Annotated in this window: 18 protein-coding genes; 11 read left to right on the forward strand and 7 right to left on the reverse strand. The window is 63.7% G+C overall.

Annotation, left to right across the window (positions count from 1 at the left end; genetic code table 11):
* Positions 1–43 precede the first annotated feature (43 nt).
* From GJ695_RS12670 to recQ, 3 genes are all read left to right on the forward strand, one after another.
* On the forward strand, positions 44–2,431 hold the full coding sequence (locus tag GJ695_RS12670) for a TonB-dependent receptor (protein ID WP_154365216.1): 2,388 nt from the start codon (positions 44–46) through the stop codon (positions 2,429–2,431).
* A 209-nt stretch (positions 2,432–2,640) separates the two neighbouring features.
* Positions 2,641–3,477 carry an undecaprenyl-diphosphate phosphatase gene (locus GJ695_RS12675; RefSeq protein WP_154365218.1) on the forward strand — a complete coding sequence of 279 codons (837 nt, stop codon included), beginning with the start codon at positions 2,641–2,643 and terminating at the stop codon, positions 3,475–3,477.
* Positions 3,478–3,505: 28 nt separating this feature from the next.
* On the forward strand, positions 3,506–5,326 hold the full coding sequence (recQ, locus tag GJ695_RS12680) for a DNA helicase RecQ (protein WP_154365220.1): 1,821 nt from the start codon (positions 3,506–3,508) through the stop codon (positions 5,324–5,326).
* Here recQ and GJ695_RS12685 read toward each other — a convergent pair whose 3' ends face one another.
* From GJ695_RS12685 to GJ695_RS12695, 3 genes are all read right to left on the reverse strand, one after another.
* Complete coding sequence (locus GJ695_RS12685) at positions 5,327–5,770, reverse strand: STY0301 family protein (protein WP_154365222.1); 444 nt, start codon at positions 5,768–5,770, stop codon at positions 5,327–5,329. It abuts the gene before it with no gap.
* A gap of 2 nt (positions 5,771–5,772) precedes the next feature.
* On the reverse strand, positions 5,773–6,162 hold the full coding sequence (locus GJ695_RS12690) for a BPSL0067 family protein (RefSeq protein ID WP_154365224.1): 390 nt from the start codon (positions 6,160–6,162) through the stop codon (positions 5,773–5,775).
* An 87-nt stretch (positions 6,163–6,249) separates the two neighbouring features.
* The gene (locus tag GJ695_RS12695) at positions 6,250–7,176 is read right to left on the reverse strand and encodes a helix-turn-helix domain-containing protein (RefSeq protein ID WP_154365226.1); all 927 of its coding nucleotides are present in this window, start codon (positions 7,174–7,176) and stop codon (positions 6,250–6,252) included.
* A gap of 100 nt (positions 7,177–7,276) precedes the next feature.
* On the opposite strand from GJ695_RS12695, the gene GJ695_RS12700 reads away from it, so the two are divergent.
* Complete coding sequence (locus GJ695_RS12700) at positions 7,277–8,179, forward strand: DMT family transporter (RefSeq protein WP_154365228.1); 903 nt, start codon at positions 7,277–7,279, stop codon at positions 8,177–8,179.
* Here the strand turns inward: GJ695_RS12700 and GJ695_RS30090 are convergent.
* The gene (locus GJ695_RS30090) at positions 8,173–8,988 is read right to left on the reverse strand and encodes an FKBP-type peptidyl-prolyl cis-trans isomerase (RefSeq protein WP_154365230.1); all 816 of its coding nucleotides are present in this window, start codon (positions 8,986–8,988) and stop codon (positions 8,173–8,175) included. The two genes, GJ695_RS12700 and GJ695_RS30090, sit on opposite strands and share 7 nt — an antisense overlap.
* 108 nt (positions 8,989–9,096) lie before the next feature.
* On the opposite strand from GJ695_RS30090, the gene GJ695_RS12710 reads away from it, so the two are divergent.
* From GJ695_RS12710 to GJ695_RS12720, 3 genes are read left to right on the forward strand one after another with little or no spacing between them, the layout of a single operon-like run.
* Positions 9,097–10,878, forward strand: coding sequence for an amidohydrolase (locus GJ695_RS12710; RefSeq protein WP_154365232.1), 1,782 nt, complete (start codon positions 9,097–9,099; stop codon positions 10,876–10,878).
* Positions 10,879–10,908: 30 nt separating this feature from the next.
* The gene (locus tag GJ695_RS12715; RefSeq protein WP_154365234.1) at positions 10,909–11,418 is read left to right on the forward strand and encodes a hypothetical protein; all 510 of its coding nucleotides are present in this window, start codon (positions 10,909–10,911) and stop codon (positions 11,416–11,418) included.
* On the forward strand, positions 11,415–11,798 hold the full coding sequence (locus GJ695_RS12720; RefSeq protein WP_154365236.1) for a hypothetical protein: 384 nt from the start codon (positions 11,415–11,417) through the stop codon (positions 11,796–11,798). The genes GJ695_RS12715 and GJ695_RS12720 overlap by 4 nt, the downstream gene beginning before the upstream one ends.
* Positions 11,799–11,878: 80 nt before the next feature.
* Here the strand turns inward: GJ695_RS12720 and trmB are convergent, their stop codons facing one another.
* Complete coding sequence (trmB, locus tag GJ695_RS12725; RefSeq protein ID WP_154365309.1) at positions 11,879–12,559, reverse strand: tRNA (guanosine(46)-N7)-methyltransferase TrmB; 681 nt, start codon at positions 12,557–12,559, stop codon at positions 11,879–11,881.
* Positions 12,560–12,780: 221 nt separating this feature from the next.
* Between trmB and GJ695_RS12730 the strand changes: the two genes are divergently transcribed.
* Together GJ695_RS12730 and GJ695_RS12735 are read left to right on the forward strand one after the other, a co-directional pair.
* Positions 12,781–14,121, forward strand: coding sequence for a GH1 family beta-glucosidase (locus GJ695_RS12730; RefSeq protein WP_154365238.1), 1,341 nt, complete (start codon positions 12,781–12,783; stop codon positions 14,119–14,121).
* 108 nt (positions 14,122–14,229) lie between these two features.
* Positions 14,230–15,606 carry an MFS transporter gene (locus GJ695_RS12735; RefSeq protein ID WP_229260426.1) on the forward strand — a complete coding sequence of 459 codons (1,377 nt, stop codon included), beginning with the start codon at positions 14,230–14,232 and terminating at the stop codon, positions 15,604–15,606.
* On the opposite strand, the gene GJ695_RS12740 is transcribed toward GJ695_RS12735, so the two are convergent.
* Positions 15,572–16,606: an acyltransferase family protein gene (locus tag GJ695_RS12740; protein ID WP_229260425.1), complete on the reverse strand. Its 1,035-nt coding sequence runs from the start codon at positions 16,604–16,606 to the stop codon at positions 15,572–15,574. The genes GJ695_RS12735 and GJ695_RS12740 overlap by 35 nt on opposite strands.
* Positions 16,607–16,754: 148 nt before the next feature.
* On the opposite strand from GJ695_RS12740, the gene GJ695_RS12745 reads away from it, so the two are divergent.
* Both GJ695_RS12745 and GJ695_RS12750 read left to right on the forward strand, forming a co-directional pair.
* Positions 16,755–17,966 (forward strand): sensor histidine kinase, encoded by a 1,212-nt coding sequence (locus GJ695_RS12745; RefSeq protein ID WP_229260424.1) that lies wholly within the window; start codon positions 16,755–16,757, stop codon positions 17,964–17,966.
* Positions 17,963–18,727, forward strand: coding sequence for a LytR/AlgR family response regulator transcription factor (locus tag GJ695_RS12750; protein WP_229260423.1), 765 nt, complete (start codon positions 17,963–17,965; stop codon positions 18,725–18,727). Before GJ695_RS12745 ends, GJ695_RS12750 begins: the two co-directional genes overlap by 4 nt.
* On the opposite strand, the gene GJ695_RS12755 is transcribed toward GJ695_RS12750, so the two are convergent.
* Positions 18,707–18,943 carry a hypothetical protein gene (locus GJ695_RS12755; protein ID WP_154365244.1) on the reverse strand — a complete coding sequence of 79 codons (237 nt, stop codon included), beginning with the start codon at positions 18,941–18,943 and terminating at the stop codon, positions 18,707–18,709. The two genes, GJ695_RS12750 and GJ695_RS12755, sit on opposite strands and share 21 nt — an antisense overlap.
* Positions 18,944–18,957 lie beyond the last annotated feature (14 nt).

The raw sequence follows: 18,957 nt of genomic DNA on the forward strand, positions 1-18,957 counted from the left end.
ATCTAGTTGAAGTACCAAAATCAAAAACTATAGGAGATACCACATGCACTCGCACCAACCAACACTGCGGCGCATCACCGCCGCTGTGGCCCTCACGCTGCTGGGCGGCGCCGCGGCCGCGCAGGAAGCCGACAACGGCAAGCTCGAATCCGTCATCGTCACCGCCAACAAGCGCGCGCAGAACCTGCAGGACGTGCCCGCGTCCATCACCGTGCTGAACGACGCCGTCCTGCAACGCGCCAACGTGCGCGACCTGGAAGACATCCCCTCGCTGTCGCCGGCGCTGACGCTGTCCTACGGCACCCAGCCGGGCAACTTCAGCATCAATATGCGCGGCATCGGCACCTTCTCGCTGGGCATCGGCGTCGAGGCCGACGTGGCGGTCATCGTCGACGACGTGCCGCTGGGCATGCAGGCCGGCGCCTTCAAGGACCTGGCCGACGTCGGCCGCATCGAGGTGCTGAAAGGCCCGCAAAGCACGCTGTTCGGCAAGAGCTCGATTGCCGGCGCGATCAACATCACCACCAAGCCGATCGGCGGACCGTGGAAGACCAACGCCACCACCTACGTCACCAATGACGACGAATGGCGCGTCGGCGTCAGCACCGGCGGTTCGGTGTCCGACACCTTGCGCGTGCGCCTGGCCGCCAGCAAGACCAACTTCGACGGCACGCTCAACAACCTGACCACCGGCAAAAAACTCAACGGCAGCAAGGGCGACAACATCAGCGGCAAGCTGGAATGGCAACCGCTGGAGGAACTGACCCTGACGCTGACGCCGCACTACAACCGCACCGAAAAATTCTGCTGCTCGACCGCCTTCACCTCGATGTCGCCGGGCGCGCTGTACCGCAATGCGCCGCAGCTGCCGCCGTCAGTGGTGCTGTCCGGCATCACCATCAGCCCGGACAACCGCGACGTGCGCAACGACTACCCGACCGGCGGCAAGTTCCACGACGCCGGCACCGGCGTCAAGCTGGACTGGGCCTTCGACGACAAGAGCCCACTGGCCGGCCACACGCTGAGCTCGATCTCGTCGTACAGCAAGTACCATATGGACGACTACCAGGACAACGACAACACCGACGTCGATATCCTGCCGTTCCTGCTGCTGCCGAACGGCCAGCCGACCGGCATGCATGGCGGCCTGTACCAGTACGGCTTCTTCGACGTCAAATCGACCACCCAGGAATTCCGCCTGACCTCGCCGGACAAGGGCGCGCTGCGCTACGTGGCCGGCCTGTGGTACGGCAAGAACGACCTGACGCGCGAGCTGACCAAGGCGCCGCTGATCCAGGCCTACGGCACCGCCTATGGCGCCGACGCCTGGAACACCAGCAAGGCCATCTACGGCCAGGGCTCGTGGGACTTCCGTCCGGACACCAGCCTGATCGTCGGCGCCCGCTACAACGACGAGGACACCGGCTACAACTTCCGCCGCTACACGGTGCCGCCGCAGGCGCACGCCACCACCGAGTTCTACACCAAGTCCGACACCGACAAGAGCAGCACCTGGAAGCTGGGCCTGGAACACCGCCTGAGCAAGGACGGCATGGTGTACGCGATGGCCTCGACCGGCCACAAGGGCAAGGCCTACGACCTGACCTCGGGCTTCACGGCCGCTACCGCCGCCCTGCCGGCGGTAGCGCCGGAAACCGCCAAGAGCTACGAGCTGGGCTGGAAGCAGAGCCTGTGGGACAACCGCGCGATGTTCAGCGTGGCGCTGTTCCGGACGAACTTCAAGCACTTCCAGCAATCGTCGAGCTTCTTTGACGACGACGGCACCTTCCGCACCGGCCTGAACAGCATCGGCGGCCTGCGCACCCAGGGTCTGGAAGTCGAAGGCAACGTCCGCGTGACGCGCGAACTGCAGCTCAACGGCAGCTTCGCTTATACGGAAGCCACGATCCAGTCGTTCGAGAACGGTCCGTGCTACAACGTCATCAACGCTGCCGGCACCGCCGGCGTGCCGGGACCGGGCTGCGCGCAGAATCCCAAGTTCAACAACACCTTCGTGCAGAACCTGGCCGGCAAGACCCTGCCGAACGCGCCCAAGGTCAAGGTCAACCTGGGCGGTCAATATGATTTGATGCTGCCTTCGTACAGCTTCAACGGCTTTGTCTCTGGCTCGACGCGCTACCAGAGCCGCACGCAGTTCTCGCTGAACCAGGACCCGGGCACCATCCAGGGCGCCTACAGCATCACCAACCTGAGTTTTGGCGTCAAGGACAAGCAGGACCGCTACAAGGTCAGCTTCCTGGTCAACAACCTGTTCGACAAGCGCTACGCGACCGGCCTGAACAACGCCATCGCCAACGGCACCTGGAGCCCGAAAGCGCCGAACACGCCGGTGGCGGTCAACACCACCGAATGGATGCCGCCGCGCGACTTCCAACGCTACTTCGGCGCCCGCCTCGACGTAACGTTCTAAAGAGCATCTCCCTCGCGACTCCGCTCTACCGGTCGCTATTTCGCCCTCGCAGCTTGCTGCGGGGGCTTTTTTTTCATTCAGCGTTAAGGGAGGGTCGATTACGCTTGAGTCACATTGGCAAAATTGCGTGTCCGGCATGGTAAGCTTCGACCCCGGCGCCCTGCTTGCCGTTCCTTTTTCTCAATCTTCCACGTGTAAATACTTAATTCATGGACATCGTACTCGCGCTGAAAGCCCTCATCATGGGCCTGGTTGAAGGTTTTACGGAGTTTTTGCCGATTTCCTCCACAGGTCACCTGATCCTGACTGAGCACCTGCTGGGTTTCCACGGCATGGAAGAAAAAATGAAAGTGTTCGAGATCGTCATCCAGGCCGGCGCCATGCTGGCCGTGATCTGGGAGTTCCGCGCCCGCATCATCGCCGTGCTGACCGGTCTCGGTGATCCAAAACAACAACGCTTCGCCACCAACGTGGTGATCGCCTTCATCCCGGCCGCCGTGCTCGGCGTGCTGTTCGACAAGGCCATCAAGCGCGTGCTGTTCGCGCCGGTGCCGGTGGCGCTGGCCTTCATCATCGGCGGCTTCATCATCCTGTGGGTGGAAAAACGCGCCAAGGACAAGCCAACTTCGGCCCGCATCACCTCGGTCGACGACCTCAAGCCGCTCGATGCGCTGAAAATCGGCATCGCCCAGGCCTTTGCCCTGATCCCCGGCACCAGCCGCTCCGGCGCCACCATCATGGGCAGCATGATCTTCGGCCTGTCGCGCCAGGTCGCCACCGAATTCTCGTTCTTCCTGGCGATTCCGACCCTGATGGGCGCCACCATCTACTCGCTGTACAAGGAACGCGCGCTGCTGTCGGCCGCCGACCTGCCGCTGTTTACCATCGGCACCGTATCGGCGTTCATCTCGGCTTTCCTGTGCGTGCGCTGGCTGCTGCGCTATATCAGCTCGCACACCTTTACGGTATTTGCGTGGTATCGCATCGCTTTTGGCCTGCTGGTGCTCGTGACCGCGTATACTGGCGCCATCGTCTGGGCCGAATAACACTTTTCCGTAAAGCAGTAGCAGTATCATGATTCATCAGGACAACAACGAACGCGCACTTCATTTGCTGCAAACTGTGTTTGGCTATCCGGCCTTCCGCGGACAGCAGGGGGAGATTGTCGGCCATGTCGCCGGCGGCGGGGACGCGCTGGTCCTGATGCCCACCGGCGGCGGCAAGTCGCTGTGCTATCAGATTCCGGCGCTGCTGCGCGACGGCGTCGGCGTGGTGGTGTCGCCGCTGATCGCGCTGATGCAGGACCAGGTCGACGCGCTGGAGGAAGTCGGCGTGCGCGCGGCCTTCCTGAATTCCACGCAAACCTATGAAGAGGCCAGCCGCATCGAGCGCCTGGTGCGCACCGGCGAGATCGACCTGGTCTACGTGGCGCCCGAACGCTTGATGACGGAACGCTGCCTGAACCTGTTCCAGAACTCGAACATCGCGCTGTTCGCCATCGACGAGGCGCACTGCGTGTCGCAATGGGGCCACGACTTCCGGCCCGAGTACATCAAGCTGTCGATCCTGCACGAGCAGTTCCCCAACGTGCCGCGCATCGCGCTGACCGCCACCGCCGATCCGCAGACCCGCGCCGAGATCGTCCACCGCCTGCAACTGGGCGACGCGGCGCAATTCGTCTCCTCCTTCGACCGCCCCAACATCCGCTATTCGATCGTGGAAAAGGGCAATGGCCGCAAGCAGCTGCTGGACTTCATCACCGCCGAACATGGCGGCGACTGCGGCATCGTCTACTGCCTGTCGCGCAAGAAGGTCGAAGAGACGGCCGAATTCCTCAACGAGAACGGCGTGCGTGCGCTGGCCTACCACGCCGGCATGGACCACGCCAAGCGCGCGGCCAACCAGGCCAAGTTCCTGCGCGAAGAGAACATCGTCATGTGCGCCACCATCGCCTTCGGCATGGGCATCGACAAGCCGGACGTGCGCTTCGTCTGCCACCTGGATCTGCCGAAAAGTATCGAAGGCTATTACCAGGAGACCGGCCGCGCCGGCCGTGACGGCGGTCCGGCCGACGCCTGGATGGCCTACGGCCTGCAGGACGTGGTGCTGCAACGGCGGATGATCGACGAATCCGAGGCCGACGAAACCTTCAAGCGCGTGCTGGGCAACAAGCTCGATGCGATGCTGGGCCTGTGCGAGACCCTGAGCTGCCGGCGCGTGCGCCTGCTGGACTACTTCGGCGAGCAGGCCGGCCCGTGCGGCAATTGCGATACCTGTCTGATTCCGCCGGTGTCCTTCGACGGCACGGTGCCGGTGCAGAAGATTCTGTCGACCGTGTACCGCGTCGACCAGCGCTTCGCCGCCGGCCACGTGATCGACGTGCTGCGCGGGCAGGAAACGGAACGGATCAAGACCTGGCACCACGATTCCCTGTCGGTGTTCGGCATCGGCGCCGATCGCAGCGAACAGGAATGGCGCGCCATCCTGCGCCAGGTGATCGCGCTCGGCCTGTTGACGGTCGACCATGAACAATACAGCTCGCTGAAGCTGACCGACGCCGCGCGTCCGGTGCTCAAGGGCGGCCAGAAGGTGCAGCTGCGCCAGTACCAGAAACCGGTCAAGGCCAAGCCGAGCCGCGCGGCCAAGGGTTACGTCGAAAGCGATCTGTCGGGCGAGGAGCAGCGCATCTTCGACCGCCTGCGCTCGTGGCGCATGGGCACGGCGCGCGAACACAACGTCGCCGCCTACATCATCTTCAACGACGCCACGCTGCGCGAAATCGCCAAGGCCCGCCCGACGGCGCTGGACGACCTGCGCGGCATCTCCGGCGTCGGCGAGAAAAAGCTGGCCTCCTACGGCGACGAAATCGTCAACCTGATCAGCGAGCTGGAATAGTCAGCGGCAGGCGATATTGATCGTCCGCGCGCCGACTTTGGAGCTTGGCTTGTAGCTCACCGAGCAGGTGGCGTATTGCGGCAATATCTGTTTCGCCAGCGTGATCTCGCCAGCCGCTCCGCCATAGCCGCACACCAGCCACAGGCCATCCCTGAATTCAACGTCGAACCGCCAGGTTTCAACGGTTTGCGCGCCTTTGCGCTCCACGGAAGCAGGCTTGAGATCCGCACGCTTCTCCGGCGGACCATTGCTAAAACCGGCAGAACTCAACCTGAAATTTCCGGACGGTCTGGCGGCCCAATCCGACGAAGCGACCGTGATGGCGGCAGCACTGACGACATCCGGGCAAACTAATGACGCCGATTCGGCACCCATTGTCAGCGCCGGCATAAAAGCCAACGCAACCAGGATTCCGTATAAGTCATATCGCGGATTGGTTTTCATAATCAATGCTCAATCACATAAAAAGCATCGGCGTTATTGCTTGGATCTTTGAAGCTTCCATCTTTGTTCTTCCCTAAAGACTCAAGGAAACGCTCTGAGATGCTGGTTTTTCTCCCGTCCTTCCATTGGTCCATGACATAAATGCCATCCACTGCTTGTCGTACAAAAAATGCGGCATGATTCCCATGTTTTTGATTGGGATAACGCCCCTTGTTAAAGGTCGCAATCGCCGTGCCCTTTCTGATCAAATGATTGCCAAATACAGCCTCACCCTGGCGCCACCCGCTGGCAGGACCTGCATTGGTATAGTGCTGGACCAATGCAACGCATTGGTGCGTTCCTACTTTCTTTTCACCTTCAAGATCATCGACTTTGGAATAGACGTAAGACATGAAAACTCCCCATTGAATGCGCAAGCGAAGGCAAACTATCGCCCATTGCGGGCGAGAGGAATTTGATCAGGCTCAGCGCGGGAGCGACTAAGCGGTGACGATGCTGCGGTAGCGGCTTGGCGGGGCGCCGACGGCGTCGCGGAAGCGGTGGCTGAAGTGGCTCAGGTCCGCGTAGCCGCAGGCGTCGGCGATTTGCTGCAAGGGCTGGTCGCTGGTTTTCAGCAGCATGCGCGCGCGCTCGATGCGGCGTGCGGCGATCCAGGTCGACGGCGGCATGCCGAACGACACCTTGAACATCCGCACCAGGTGATACTCCGACAGACACGCCAGCTCGGCCAACATGCCCAGCGTGATGCTCTTCGCCAGATGCGCTTCGATGTAATCGGCCAGCTTGCGGCGCACCGCCGGCGCCAGGCCGCCGCGCACCCGGCCCTGATGCTGCGGCACCGACTGCGCATGCAGCAGATGACTCAGCGCGTCGTGCGTAATTTCGTTGGCGCGCAGCTGCGCGTCCGCGCCTTCCCACGACATGCCGGCCAGCGACGCGCACAGGTGGCCGATGCGCTCATGTTCAAAGTAGGTGCGGTCGGACAGCGTCAGCTCGCGCGGCTCGCGGTCCAGCTCCACCACGGCGCGGCGCGTGAAGTGCTCGGGCAAAAAGTAGACATGCATGAAATGCATGGCGCCGCGCACCGTCCAGCTGGACTCGTGCCAATCCGGCAAGGTGCACAGGCGCTTGGGCGCGCCGTACAGGCCGGGCAGTTCGGAACGCTCGGTGCGGTGGCCGCCATCTAGATAATAGGACAAGGTGTGGTGGCCCGGCCGGTTGTAGCTGGTTTCCGCCACCGGCGTGTCGCGCCGCCAGATGGCCACCGCCAGCTCGTCACCCAGCCAGGCGAAGCGCTCCAGCTGCGCATCGGTCTCCGACATGGTCTTGAAGACGGAATGTGACAACTGCCCGTCCGGCAGGGAGGACAGCAGCGTGGCAGGCAGGTTGTGGGCGCGGGAAGACATGGATAAAGTCTAGCACGGCGCCTGCCGCGCCGCCGGCCGCCGCCGCGATATGCGCAATTTCAGACAAGTCGCCGCGCCGTGCGGACGGCATGCTGGCGGCATGAATATCTTCCTCTACCTCCTCACCGTCCTGATCTGGGGCACCACCTGGATCGCCATCAGCTTTCAACTGGGCGTGGTTCCCGCGCCCGTGTCGATCGCCTACCGCTTCTGGATCGCCGCCGCCGTGCTGCTGGCCTTCCTGCTCATCGCGCGCAAGCCATGGTGGCCGCCGCGCAAAGCCTGGCCCTACCTGTTCGCCCAGGGCATCGCGCTGTTCTGCGTGAACTTCCTGTGCTTCTACTACGCCAGCCAGTGGATCACCAGCGGCCTCGAAGCGGTGGTATTCTCCACCGCGCCGCTGTGGAACGCCATCAACGGCCGTCTCTTCCTCGGCAAACCGATCAAGCCGCAGGTGATGGTCGGCGCGCTGTTCGGCCTGGGCGGCATCGTGCTGCTGTTCGCGCCGCAGATGGCCGGCCACTGGCACGACAGCCATACGCTGTGGGGCCTGGCGCTGACGCTGGGCGGCACCTTGTGCTTCTCATGTGGGAATCTGCTGTCGAGCCGCATGCAGGCCATGGGCCTGGGCCTGACGCCATGGCTGACCAATACCTGGGCTATGCTGATCGGCTCCACCACGCTGGGCGTGGCCGCGCTGGCATTGGGCATGCCGTTCGCGCTCGATCCGGCGCCGCGCTATCTGGGCGCCCTGCTGTATCTGGCGATACCGGGTTCGGTGATCGGCTTCACCGCCTACCTGATGCTGGTAGGCCGCATCGGTCCGGACCGCGCGGCCTATTCCACGGTATTGTTCCCCATCGTCGCGCTGACCATTTCAACCGTCTACGAAGGCTATCACTGGACAGCGCTGGCCCTGGCGGGCCTGGCGCTGGTCCTGGCGGGCAACCTGCTGGCGTTCCTGCCGCCGCTGCGCCGCGCCATTCCGGTGAAGACTTACTGAATCGAGATCAGCTCGATGGCGAAGACCATGCCCGAATTGGCAGGGATGGCGCCCGAACCGGTTGAACCATAGGCCAGCGTGGACGGCATGATGATGCTGCGCTTGCCGCCCACCTTCATGCCCGTCACGCCCTGGTCGAAGCCCTTGATCACATTGCCGGCGCCGAGTTTGAACGAGAAGTTGGTGGTCGCGGTGGCGTTGGTGTCGACCAGGATGCCCTTGTGGTCAGTGGCGACGCTGCTGTACAGGTAGGCGCTGTACTTGACGTTCGCGGTGGCGCCGACGGCGGCGGTGGCGCCGGTGCCGACCACGGTATCGGTAACGCCGAAGGCCGGTGCTTCGGCCAGCGCCTGCACGTCCGTCAGCTGCACGTCGAACACCATGCCGGCGTTAGGCGGCACCGTCGTCGAACCGCTCGCGCCCAGCGCCAGGCTGGCCGGAATGATCAACGTGCGCTGGCCGCCGACCTTCATGCCGGTCACGCCCTGCTCCAGGCCCTTGATCACAACACCGCCACCCAGCGTGAACACATACGGCGTGGCGCTGGTCAGGTTGGTGTCGATCTTGGCGCCCTTGTGGTCCGCCGCCGATGCGCTATACAGCCAGGCGGAGTAGCGGATGCCGACGATATTGGTGGTGCTGGCCAGCATGCCGGTGCCCACCGCGCTATCGGTCTGACTGAAGCTGCCTGGATTATCGGCAGGCGTGGTCACGCTGCCATTCGAGCCGGAAGAACCGCCGCCGCCGCCGCAAGCGGTGAGAGTCGACAAAACAACACAGGCGGCGATCAAAGACGACTTCAATTTCATGGCGCGTTTATCCTTATAAGGTGGCAAAATATCAAGACGCCAGACAATACCGCAAGGAATGTAAACGCGCGCTGAAAATTTGTAATTGTTTGTATCTTGGAGAGTCGCATGACCAGAATCGGCAGTTTTGCAGCATTCGCCCTGTTGTTGTCGGTTGCCCACGCTGCCGACAAGCCGGCCGACACGGTCTACCGCAACGGCTACGTCTACACGGTGGACGCCAGGGACAGCGTGCAGCAGGCGCTGGCCGTGCGCGGCGGCCGCATCGTCTACGTCGGCGACAACGACGGCGCCAAGGCCCTCACCGGCAAGAAGACCGAAGTCATTGACCTGCAGGCCCGCATGCTGATGCCCGGCCTGATCGACGGCCATATGCATCCGCAATCGGGCGGCAGCCGCCTGCTCAATTGCAGCCTGAATTACGAATCGCTGACGGTGCCGCAGTTCCAGTCGCGCATCCAGGCCTGCCTCGACCGCGACAAGAAATCCGGCGCCGACCGCTGGCTGGTGGTGGTCAACTGGTTCCAGCAAGGGATGCTGCCGGACGGCGTGGAAACCACCGCCGCCATGCTCGATGCGCTCAAGACCGACCGGCCGATCATCGTCCGCTCGTCCTTCGGCCACTCGTCGCTGCTGAACTCCAAGGGCGTCAAGGTAGCGAAGGTGGAGCGCGACACGCCCGATCCCGCCGGCGGCAAGATCACCCGCGACGACAAGGGCAACGTTACCGGCCTGCTGGAAGACGCTGCGCAGGACATGGCGATGAACCTGCTGCCGCCGCTGACGGTGGCCGAGAACCTGGCGGCCTCCAAGGCCGCACTGGCGGCGATGCGCCAGCAAGGCATCACCAGTTTCCTCGACGCCTACACCGATCCGGAAACCATGACGGCCTTCACCGACCTGCAAAAGCAGGGCAAGCTGACGGCACGCGCGCACTTCGCGGTGCTGATCGATCTGGATAAAGGCGCGACGCCGCAAAGCGCGGTGGCCGAGCTGCTCAAACAGCAGAAACAGTTCGACCAGGGACCGACCAGGGTGGCGCCGTCGATGCAGGTGCGGCACGCCAAGCTGTTCATGGACGGCGTGATCTCGGCGCCCGCCTTCACCGGCGCCATGCTGGAACCCTACCTTGTCAACAAAGGCACGCCGGAGAAACCGGACTGGCAGCCGGGCGCCAACACCGGACCGGCCAGCTACTTCTCGCAAGACGCCTTGCGCACCACGCTCAAGGAACTGGCGCACGCACACATCGATCCGCACATCCACGTCGATGGCGACCGCGCCGTGCGCGAATCGCTGGACGCCATCGAAGCCCTGCGCGCCACGCCGGAAGGAAAGCGCGTGCGGCCGGCGCTGGCGCACGACGAAATCGTCGATCCGGCCGACTACCCGCGCTTTGCACAACTGGATGTGACGCCGGTGCTGTCGTTCCAGTGGGCGAAGCCGGCGCCCGACACGCTGGGCGCATTGAAGGACTACATGGGACCGCAGCGCTACGCCACCGTCGAACCGCAGGTACTGCTGCTCAACGCCGGCGCGCGTATCGCCTATGGCAGCGACTGGCCGGTCGATCCGCTGGACGAATGGTTCGCGCTGAAGGTCGGCGTGACCCGCACCGCCGCGCCGGACGCCGGCAAGGAATACGCCGGCCGCCTGACCGCGCAACCGGGCATGCCGCGCGCCGAGGTGCTGCGCGCCATCACGCTGAACGCCGCCTACACGCTGCGCCAGGAAACGCAGACCGGCTCGCTGGAAGTGGGCAAGCTGGCCGACATGATTGTTTTGGACCGCAACTTCTTCACCATACCGGCCGAGGACATCGCCAACATCAAGGTACTGCAAACGGTGGTGGGCGGGAAAATCGTCTACCAGTCCAAGGGCATGCGGTAAGATGACGGCCTTTGTTTAACTAAGCACGCCATGCAGCTCTTCATTTCCCTGCTGATCATCGTCGCCACGGCGGCGGTGGTCTATGCCATCATCAAGACCAATCCGAACAAGCCGAAGGCCTTGCCGCTGCCGTCCGGCGTGCCGTATGAGCCAGTGCTGCCGGACAGCGCGCCGGTGCTGCACTGGTCCGACGGCGGCCGCTTCATGGTGGAGGTGATGAACGAATCGCGCTACCAGCCGACGCTGCGCGCGCTGGCCGGCGAGCATGGCGACAACGCCGCCGCCGCGCCGTATGTGGCGACGCTGATGCCGGACGACCGCAACGCCTATGAGAACGAGGCGGTCGCCGTCTTCATCGAAGGCCGCATGGTGGGCTATCTGTCGCAGAAGGCATCGCTCAAGTTCCGCGAACTGCTGCGCAAGAAGGAAGCCAGCGGCCAGTTGAGCACAGTCGATGCGCAAGTACGCGGCGGCACGCTGTGGCAAGGCAAGCGCCTGTCGTATGTGGTGGTGCTGGACCTGGAGCCGCTGGAAAAATGAAACTGCTTGCGGCCGCGCTGATCTCGCTCACGGCGGCTGCCGCCGAGCCGCCGCTGATCGTGCACTACAACGACCGCGCGCCGCATCACTACACCAAGCAAGGCGTGCCGCAGGGCGACGCCATCGCCAAGGTGACTGTCGCGCTGAAGGCGGCCAACATTCCGTATGAGCTGCGCAACACGCCGGCCAAGCGTCAGCTGGTGCTGCTGAAGGCGAACGAACAGCCGGCCTGCATGCTGGCCTGGGTCGACCTGCCGGGACGCGAACGAACGGGGAAATTTTCGGAAGTGATCTACGACGACCGTCGCCTGTGGTGCACCTTGGCGACGCCGGATGAGACAATAAAGCGCTTCAACGGGGTCCTGCTCAGGAACCCCTGAAGGCGGCTTCGATTCAGCTCCCTACACTGCACGCGGAAACCGTTTAGCCCCGCACTGCGGCGCACTGGGGTAAGCGCCAACTACTTCTTGGTGAAGACCAGATCCCACACCCCATGCCCCAGCTTCAGGCCGCGGTTCTCAAACTTGGTCAGCGGACGATAGGCCGGCTGCGGCGCGTAGCCGTCGGCGGTATTCTGCAAGCCCTCTTCCGCGCTCAACACTTCCAGCATCTGCACCGCATAGTCTTCCCAGTCGGTGGCCAGGTGGAGATAACCGCCCACTTCCAGCTTCTGCACCAGATGCTTGACGAACGGCGACTGAATCAAGCGGCGCTTGTTATGGCGCGCCTTGTGCCACGGGTCCGGGAAGTAGATATGCACGCCATGCAGCGAGCCATCCGGAATCATATGGTTCAGCACTTCCACCGCATCGTGCTGGATCGCCTTCAGGTTGGTCAGCTCCTGCTCGCCGATCAGCTTCAGCAGGCTGCCCACACCCGGCGTATGCACTTCCACGCCGATGAAATCCTTCTCCGGCATCACGCCGGCGATGTGCGCCGTGGTGCCGCCCATGCCGAAGCCGATTTCCAGCACCACCGGCGCCTTGCGGCCGAAGGTCTGTTCATAGTCCAGCGGCGCCTTGCTGTACTCGATCAGGAACTTCGGACCCAGTTCTTCCAGCGAGCGTGCCTGCGCGGTCGACAGGCGGCCGGCGCGGGTGACGAAGCTGCGGATGCGGTGTTCGGTCGGGTCGTACAGCATCGGCCGTGCTTGGCCGTCTTTAGGCGTATCGGAAGACATGAGTGGAATCGGCGTTAATTTATTTGAGGCGGCATTATATCAGGCTTGCCGGCGCACTTTTTCAAATCGATTGACACCCATGTGCAGTTGAGGTCTAATCATCACATGAGGCGTGAAATCGTTTTCAAACGTAGCTATGTCCTCCCTTCCGCCCCTGTTAATCCATTAAAACGATAAAGACAATGACCGATTTCACGCAATTCCCACCCTCGTTTACCTGGGGCGTTGCCACCAGTGCATTCCAGATTGAAGGCGGCGCCACCGCCGACGGCAAGGGCCCATCGATCTGGGATACCTTCAGCCACACACCCGGCAAAGTCATCGACGGCACCAACGGCGACGTCGCCTGCGACCACTACCACCGCTACCCGGAAGACGTGGCCATCATGGCCAGCCTGGGCGTGGACGCCTACCGCTTCTCGATGGCCTGGGCGCGCGTGCAGCCGCAAGGCAAAGGCGCGTGGAACGAAGCCGGCTGGGACTTCTACGACCGCCTGCTGAAGGAACTGGAAAGCAAGGGCATCGCCGCCCACATCACGCTGTACCACTGGGATCTGCCGCAAGGCCTGCAGGACGAAGGCGGCTGGCTGAACCGCGACACCGCCTACCACTTCGCCGAATACGCGGCCGAAGTGGCGCGCCGCTTCGGCAATCGCGTGAAAACGATTGCAACGCACAATGAACCCTGGTGCACCGCCAACCTGGGCTACGGCAACGCCCAGTTCGCGCCGGGCGTGGCGGACCTCAAGCAGTCGATCCAGGTCTCGCACCACCTGGTGCTGTCGCACGGTCTGGCCATGAGCGCGATGCGCAAGGTCGGCAGCTCGGCGCAGCTGGGCATTGTGCTGAACCAGTGGACCGCCGATCCGGCCACCGACAGCGCCGCCGACAAGGCCGCCGCCGAATTCGAATATTCGCGCTCGGTCGAATGGTTCATGGACCCTATCTTCAAGGGCAAATATCCGGAACTGGCGCTCAAGGTCCACGGCGACAACGCGCCGGTGGTGCACGACGGCGACCTGGAAATCGCCCACCAGAAGATCGACTTCCTCGGTGTGAACTACTACTTCCGCGCCTTCTGCTCGACCGAAACGCCGCCGCGCCAGCCGGAGTGCAAACTGGGCAAGACCGACATGGGCTGGGAAATCTTCCCGGACGGCCTGACCGAACTGCTGCTCAAGCTGCACGCCGACTACGAACTGCCGCCGATCTACATCACCGAAAACGGCATGGCCAATCCGGACACCATCGTCAACGGCGAGATCCCGGACGAGGCGCGCATCGATTTCGTCAAGCGCCACCTGAAGGCGCTCAACGACGCCCGCCTGCAAGGCGTGAACATCCAGGGCTACTTCCTGTGGAGCCTGCTGGACAACTTTGAATGGAACTCGGGCTACGCCAAGCGTTTCGGCATCGTCCACGTCGACTACGAAACCCAGAAGCGCACGCCGAAGCACAGCGCGCTGTGGTATCGCGACTACCTGATCCAACAGCGTCCGCAAAAAAGCGCGCACGCCGCCTGAGCAACGCAACCGTAGTACCGCCGCCGGCCCTCGGGCCGGCGGTTCCCGTTTTGAAGAATGGCCGAAGAGCCAGTGCTACACTCCACCGAGAACAACGAGGACGACACTATGAGTACCGCACCTTCCGCCCTGCCGAAAGAGCCGCAGGCCGCCGCACCTGACACGGCGCCGGCTGCCGCCCCCCCGTCGCTGTTCCGCGCCATGTTCGCGCGCGGCACGCCGATGCTGTGGGTGCCGAGCGGCTACTTCGCCATGGCCCTGACCTACATGATGCTCACCAGCGTGACCTCCATCATGTTCAAGAACCTCGGCATGGACAACGGCCAGGCCGCGCAATACGCCAGCTACCTGATCCTGGCCTACACCATCAAGCCGCTGTTCGCACCGTTCGTTGAAATGTACCGCACCAAGAAGTTCTTCGTGCTGTGCGCGCAGCTGATCGTCGGCATCGGCTTTGCCGCCGTGGCGCTGGCCATGTCGCTGCCGGACTACATGGTCATCATGGTGTTCCTGTTCGGCATACTGTCGCTGGTCGGCGCCACGCAGGACATCGCCTCCGACGGCGTCTACGTCACTTCGCTCGACACCAAGACCCAGTCGCTGTTCTGCGGCATCCAGAGCCTGAGCTGGAACGTCGGTCCCATCGTCGCCTCGGGCGGCATGGTGTACCTGAGCGGCTGGCTGCACACGCACTACTTCCATCACCAGGCCGGCGCCTTCGGCCCGGAGTGGATCGACTCGTGGCGCATCATCTTCTTCATCGTCGCCGGCATCACCATCGTCACCGCGCTGTGGCATATGCGCGTGATGCCCGACGGCGCCAAGGCCGAAAACGCGCCATCGTCGGTGGCCGAAGCGGCCTACATCCTCAAGGATTCCTTCGCCACCTTCTTCCAGAAGCGCGACGTGTGGCTGATGGTGGGCTTCGCCTTCATCTTCCGCTTCAGTATCGGCCTGCTGGAAAAGATCGGGCCGTTCTTCATGGTCGATCCGGTGACGCAGGGCGGCCTTGGCCTGTCGAACGAGATGCTGGGCCTGATCTACGGCACCTACGGCCTGATCGCCGTGCTGCTGGGCTCCCTGCTGGGCGGGATCTTCGTGGCGCGCCGCGGCTTGCAGAAAACCCTGTTCACGCTGTGCTGCGCGGTCAACATCCCGAACGTCACCTTCCTGCTGATGAGCGTTTACCAGCCGGATAACCTGCTGATCATTTCCGCCGGCGTGGCGGTCGAGAAGTTCTTCTACGGCTTCGGCTCGGTGGGCTTCATGATCTACCTGATGCAGCAGCTGGCGCCAGGCAAATACACCACCACCCACTACGCCTTCGGCACCGGCCTGATGGGCCTGTGCATGATGGTGACCGGCGTGATCAGCGGCCACCTGCAGCAGGCGCTGGGCTATGTGCACTACTTCTGGCTGGTGATGGCGGCCACCATTCCATCGTTCCTGGTCACGTGGTTCGCACCGTTCCACCATAAGGAGTAACGGGAAACCACGCCGCGCGCAGGCGCATGAAGGGCTGCTCGACCAGCTGGTACAGCAGCCATCCGCCGCCGACGCCGGCCAGCATCACCAGCGCGATGCCCGGCGCCGCATGGCGGTCCAGCGGCATCGCCTCCCCGACGATCTTGAACAGCGGCTTGTGCGCCAGGTAGACCGCATACGACCACAAGGCCAGGCTCTCCGCACCCGGCACGCGCACGCGGGCCAGCAGCGATGCAGGACTCAACGCCGCCAGCAGCAGCAAGGCGAAACTCAACGCCAGCAGCGTAAAGCCGAACGCCGTCATCAAGAACGATTCGTCATAGAAGCGCGCCAGCAGCACGCCGCACATCAACAGGCCTGCCGCCAGCAGCAGATTGCCATGCCGCAGAATGCGGTCGTACAGCGGACGATGGAAATTCTTCAGCATCGCAATCGCCACGCCCGGCAGCAGCTCGTCGAAGCGCGCAAAGCTGGAGTAGTACACCTCCTGCGAAAACGGCTGCTGCCCCTTGGACCACGCCAGCGCGCGGAAGGTTACCGCGCCCGCTACGGCCAGCGCCATCGCCAGCCATCCCCAGCGCGGGCGGCGCAGCAGCAGGACCGCCAGCGGCAGCACCAGATAAAACTGCTCCTCGATGCACAGCGACCATGCATGCGTGAAGGTCTGGCCGTATTGCAGGCCGAAGTTCTGCGTGAACGTCAGGAAGCGCCACAGCGGTGCGGTGGCGCTGCCGCCCAGCGCCGCCGGAAACAGGAAGTACACCGCCAGCACCACGTAGTAGTTGGGCAGCGTGCGCAGCAGGCGGCGGCCGAAGAAGGTCGACAACGGCATGCGCTGCGACAGGATCTGATTGCCGATCAGGTAGCCGCTCAATACAAAGAACAGGTCCACGCCCACCCAGCCGATGCGCCCTGCCTCGCCGAAATCGCTGCCGCCGGCCACCACGCCGTGGTGGTACATCAGCACCAGCACAATCGCGGCGGCGCGCAGGGTATCCAATCCATGTATCCTCATCGTCTTCCTTCATGTATGCGAAAACGCGATTCTGCCGCCGCAGCAGGCCGTTGCGGAACGCGTGGGACGAAATCCCGGTTCCGTGTGACGCAGCCCGGCGGAAGCGCGAATCGCCCCTGCTATACTCGCGCCGATGAGCACCCCGCCCAACGCCAACCTCGCCGCCACGCGCGCCACGCCGCACGCCTCGCCAGGCGCCGCGCCGCCAACCGCTGCCGCGCAGGCGGCATCGATGGAAGCAACGCTTGGCGGTGCGCGCGCGGCAACGCCTTGGGCCGCACCGCGTCCGCGATGGACCGCCGTGCTGCAAACGGTGGCAGTGAACGCGCTGGCCTGGGTGGCGATCAGCGCGGCCGGCGCTTACGGCGCGGCCAACGCTTCCAGCTTCCTGCGGCTATGGCAGCAATGGTGCATCGACTACGTGCCGATGATGCTGCTCAGTTCCGCCCTGTGTCTGGCGCTGCTGCGCCGGCCCACGCTGTTCGAACCGTGGCGCAATGTGGCCGGCTTCTTCATCGTGGTGATGGTGCTGTTCCAGCCACTGCAATGGCTGTACGTGGACTGGGTCCACAACAACGACGGCATCAACCTGCAAAGCATCTACCAGGCGCGCCTGCGCATGCGCCGTTTCAGCTGGTTCGTCACCGGCGCCACCTACGCCATCATTGTCGCCATCGGCAACTGGCGGCTGGCGCGCGCACGCGAGCAGGCCTTGCAGCGCACGCATACGCAAAACCTGGAACTGTCGCTGGCACTGGAGCAGCAACGCATGCTGGCGCTGCGCGCGCAACTGGAACCGCACTTCATCTTCAACGCGCTGAACGCCATCAGCGCACTGGTGCGCGACGGCGACAAGGCCGTCTCGCTGCAAGGCATCAGCCGCTTGAGCGATCTGCTGCGCTACGCCCTGTCGGCCAGCCTGCGCGACGCCGTGCGCCTCGGCGAAGAACTGCAATTCGTGCACGACTACACCGACCTGCAACGCCTGCGCTACGGTAAACGTTTGCAGATCCAGATCGACTGTGACGACGACGAACTGCACGATGCCCTGTGCCCGCCGCTCCTGCTGCAACCGCTGATCGAAAACGCGCTGCGCCACGACCTCGATTGTCACGATGGCCGCGGCGATATCCGCGTCCGCATCACGCGCCTGGCGTCCGAACTGCTGATTACCGTCTCCAATCCCCTGAGCGCGCAGACACCGCCCAATCCCGGCACCGGCCTTGGGCTGAAGAACACGCGCGAGCGGCTGCTGATGTTCGATCCGGCCGCCTCGCTGCACGCCGAAAAACGCGACGACCGCTTTTACGCGGAAATCCGTCTGCCGCTGGGAGAATGGGATTGACCGGCTATGTCATCGTCGACGACGAAGCGCCCGGCCGCGCCAATCTGCGCCTGGCGCTGCAAGCCGTTCCAGGCTGGCGGCTGCTGGCCGAATGCGACAGCGCCGCCGCCGCCCGCAGCGCGCTGGTGCAGACGCCGGCCGACGTGGTGTTCCTCGACATCCAGATGCCGCGCGAAAGCGGCCTGGAACTGGCGCGTGAACTGAGCCGCCTGCCGCAGCCGCCGCTGATCATCTTCGTCACCGCCTACAACACGCACGCGGTGGATGCGTTCGAAGTGCACGCGCTGGACTACCTGCTCAAACCGATCGACGACCGCCGGCTGGCACAGGCCATCGAACGCGCCAACGCCATGCTGGCCTCGCGCCACGGCGACAGCTACCGCGCCGCGCTGCAAGGCTACACGACGGCCAGTCACACCCAGTACATGGACAGCTTCAGCATACGTTCGGTAGGATACATAGAGCAGGTCCGCGTGCGCGACGTGCTGTGGCTACACGCGGCGGGAAATTATGTGGAGTTGCATCTGGCGGCGCGCACGGTGCTGCACCGGGTGCCGCTGAGCCGCTTGGAACAGCTGCTGCGGCCGGAGGAATTCCTGCGCGTGCACCGCACCGCCATCGTGCGCCGCGACCAGCTCCTGCGCCTGGCGGTGGTGGGAGACGGCCGTTACCAGTTGACGCTGGCCTGCGGCGCGCAACTGCCCGCCAGCGCGCGCTATGTGCAGGAACTGAAGGCCAGCCTAGGCTTCGCCGGTCAGTGAGCGCAGGTCTTCCTCGCGGATGCGGCGCTCGGGCGCCAGCACGCGGGCGATCACTTGCGGATTGAGACCCATGTTTTGCAGCAGTTCCACCGCACCGGGCGTGCCGATGTCGCGCTGCACCTGCAACGCCTGCCGCACGATGAAATCATATGAATGCCAGCCGGTGGTGTCCGACGTTTGCGGCCTTGCCTGTCGCCTGTCGTGCTCCAGATTCATGATGGCCTCCTGAT

This window comes from Duganella alba (assembly GCF_009674495.1).
Classification (GTDB): domain Bacteria; phylum Pseudomonadota; class Gammaproteobacteria; order Burkholderiales; family Burkholderiaceae_D; genus Rugamonas; species Rugamonas alba.

Coding starts and splice junctions, on each gene's coding strand:
- GJ695_RS12690 (WP_154365224.1), bottom strand. CDS start 6,162: ATGTCTTACGTCTATTCCAAAGTCGATGATCTTGAAGGTGAAAAGAAA.
- GJ695_RS12730 (WP_154365238.1), top strand. CDS start 12,781: ATGACCGATTTCACGCAATTCCCACCCTCGTTTACCTGGGGCGTTGCC.
- GJ695_RS12695 (WP_154365226.1), bottom strand. CDS start 7,176: ATGTCTTCCCGCGCCCACAACCTGCCTGCCACGCTGCTGTCCTCCCTG.
- recQ (WP_154365220.1), top strand. CDS start 3,506: ATGATTCATCAGGACAACAACGAACGCGCACTTCATTTGCTGCAAACT.
- GJ695_RS12715 (WP_154365234.1), top strand. CDS start 10,909: ATGCAGCTCTTCATTTCCCTGCTGATCATCGTCGCCACGGCGGCGGTG.
- GJ695_RS12720 (WP_154365236.1), top strand. CDS start 11,415: ATGAAACTGCTTGCGGCCGCGCTGATCTCGCTCACGGCGGCTGCCGCC.
- GJ695_RS12735 (WP_229260426.1), top strand. CDS start 14,230: ATGAGTACCGCACCTTCCGCCCTGCCGAAAGAGCCGCAGGCCGCCGCA.
- GJ695_RS30090 (WP_154365230.1), bottom strand. CDS start 8,988: ATGAAATTGAAGTCGTCTTTGATCGCCGCCTGTGTTGTTTTGTCGACT.
- GJ695_RS12685 (WP_154365222.1), bottom strand. CDS start 5,770: ATGAAAACCAATCCGCGATATGACTTATACGGAATCCTGGTTGCGTTG.
- GJ695_RS12670 (WP_154365216.1), top strand. CDS start 44: ATGCACTCGCACCAACCAACACTGCGGCGCATCACCGCCGCTGTGGCC.
- GJ695_RS12745 (WP_229260424.1), top strand. CDS start 16,755: ATGAGCACCCCGCCCAACGCCAACCTCGCCGCCACGCGCGCCACGCCG.
- trmB (WP_154365309.1), bottom strand. CDS start 12,559: ATGCTGTACGACCCGACCGAACACCGCATCCGCAGCTTCGTCACCCGC.
- GJ695_RS12675 (WP_154365218.1), top strand. CDS start 2,641: ATGGACATCGTACTCGCGCTGAAAGCCCTCATCATGGGCCTGGTTGAA.
- GJ695_RS12710 (WP_154365232.1), top strand. CDS start 9,097: ATGACCAGAATCGGCAGTTTTGCAGCATTCGCCCTGTTGTTGTCGGTT.
- GJ695_RS12755 (WP_154365244.1), bottom strand. CDS start 18,943: ATGAATCTGGAGCACGACAGGCGACAGGCAAGGCCGCAAACGTCGGAC.
- GJ695_RS12700 (WP_154365228.1), top strand. CDS start 7,277: ATGAATATCTTCCTCTACCTCCTCACCGTCCTGATCTGGGGCACCACC.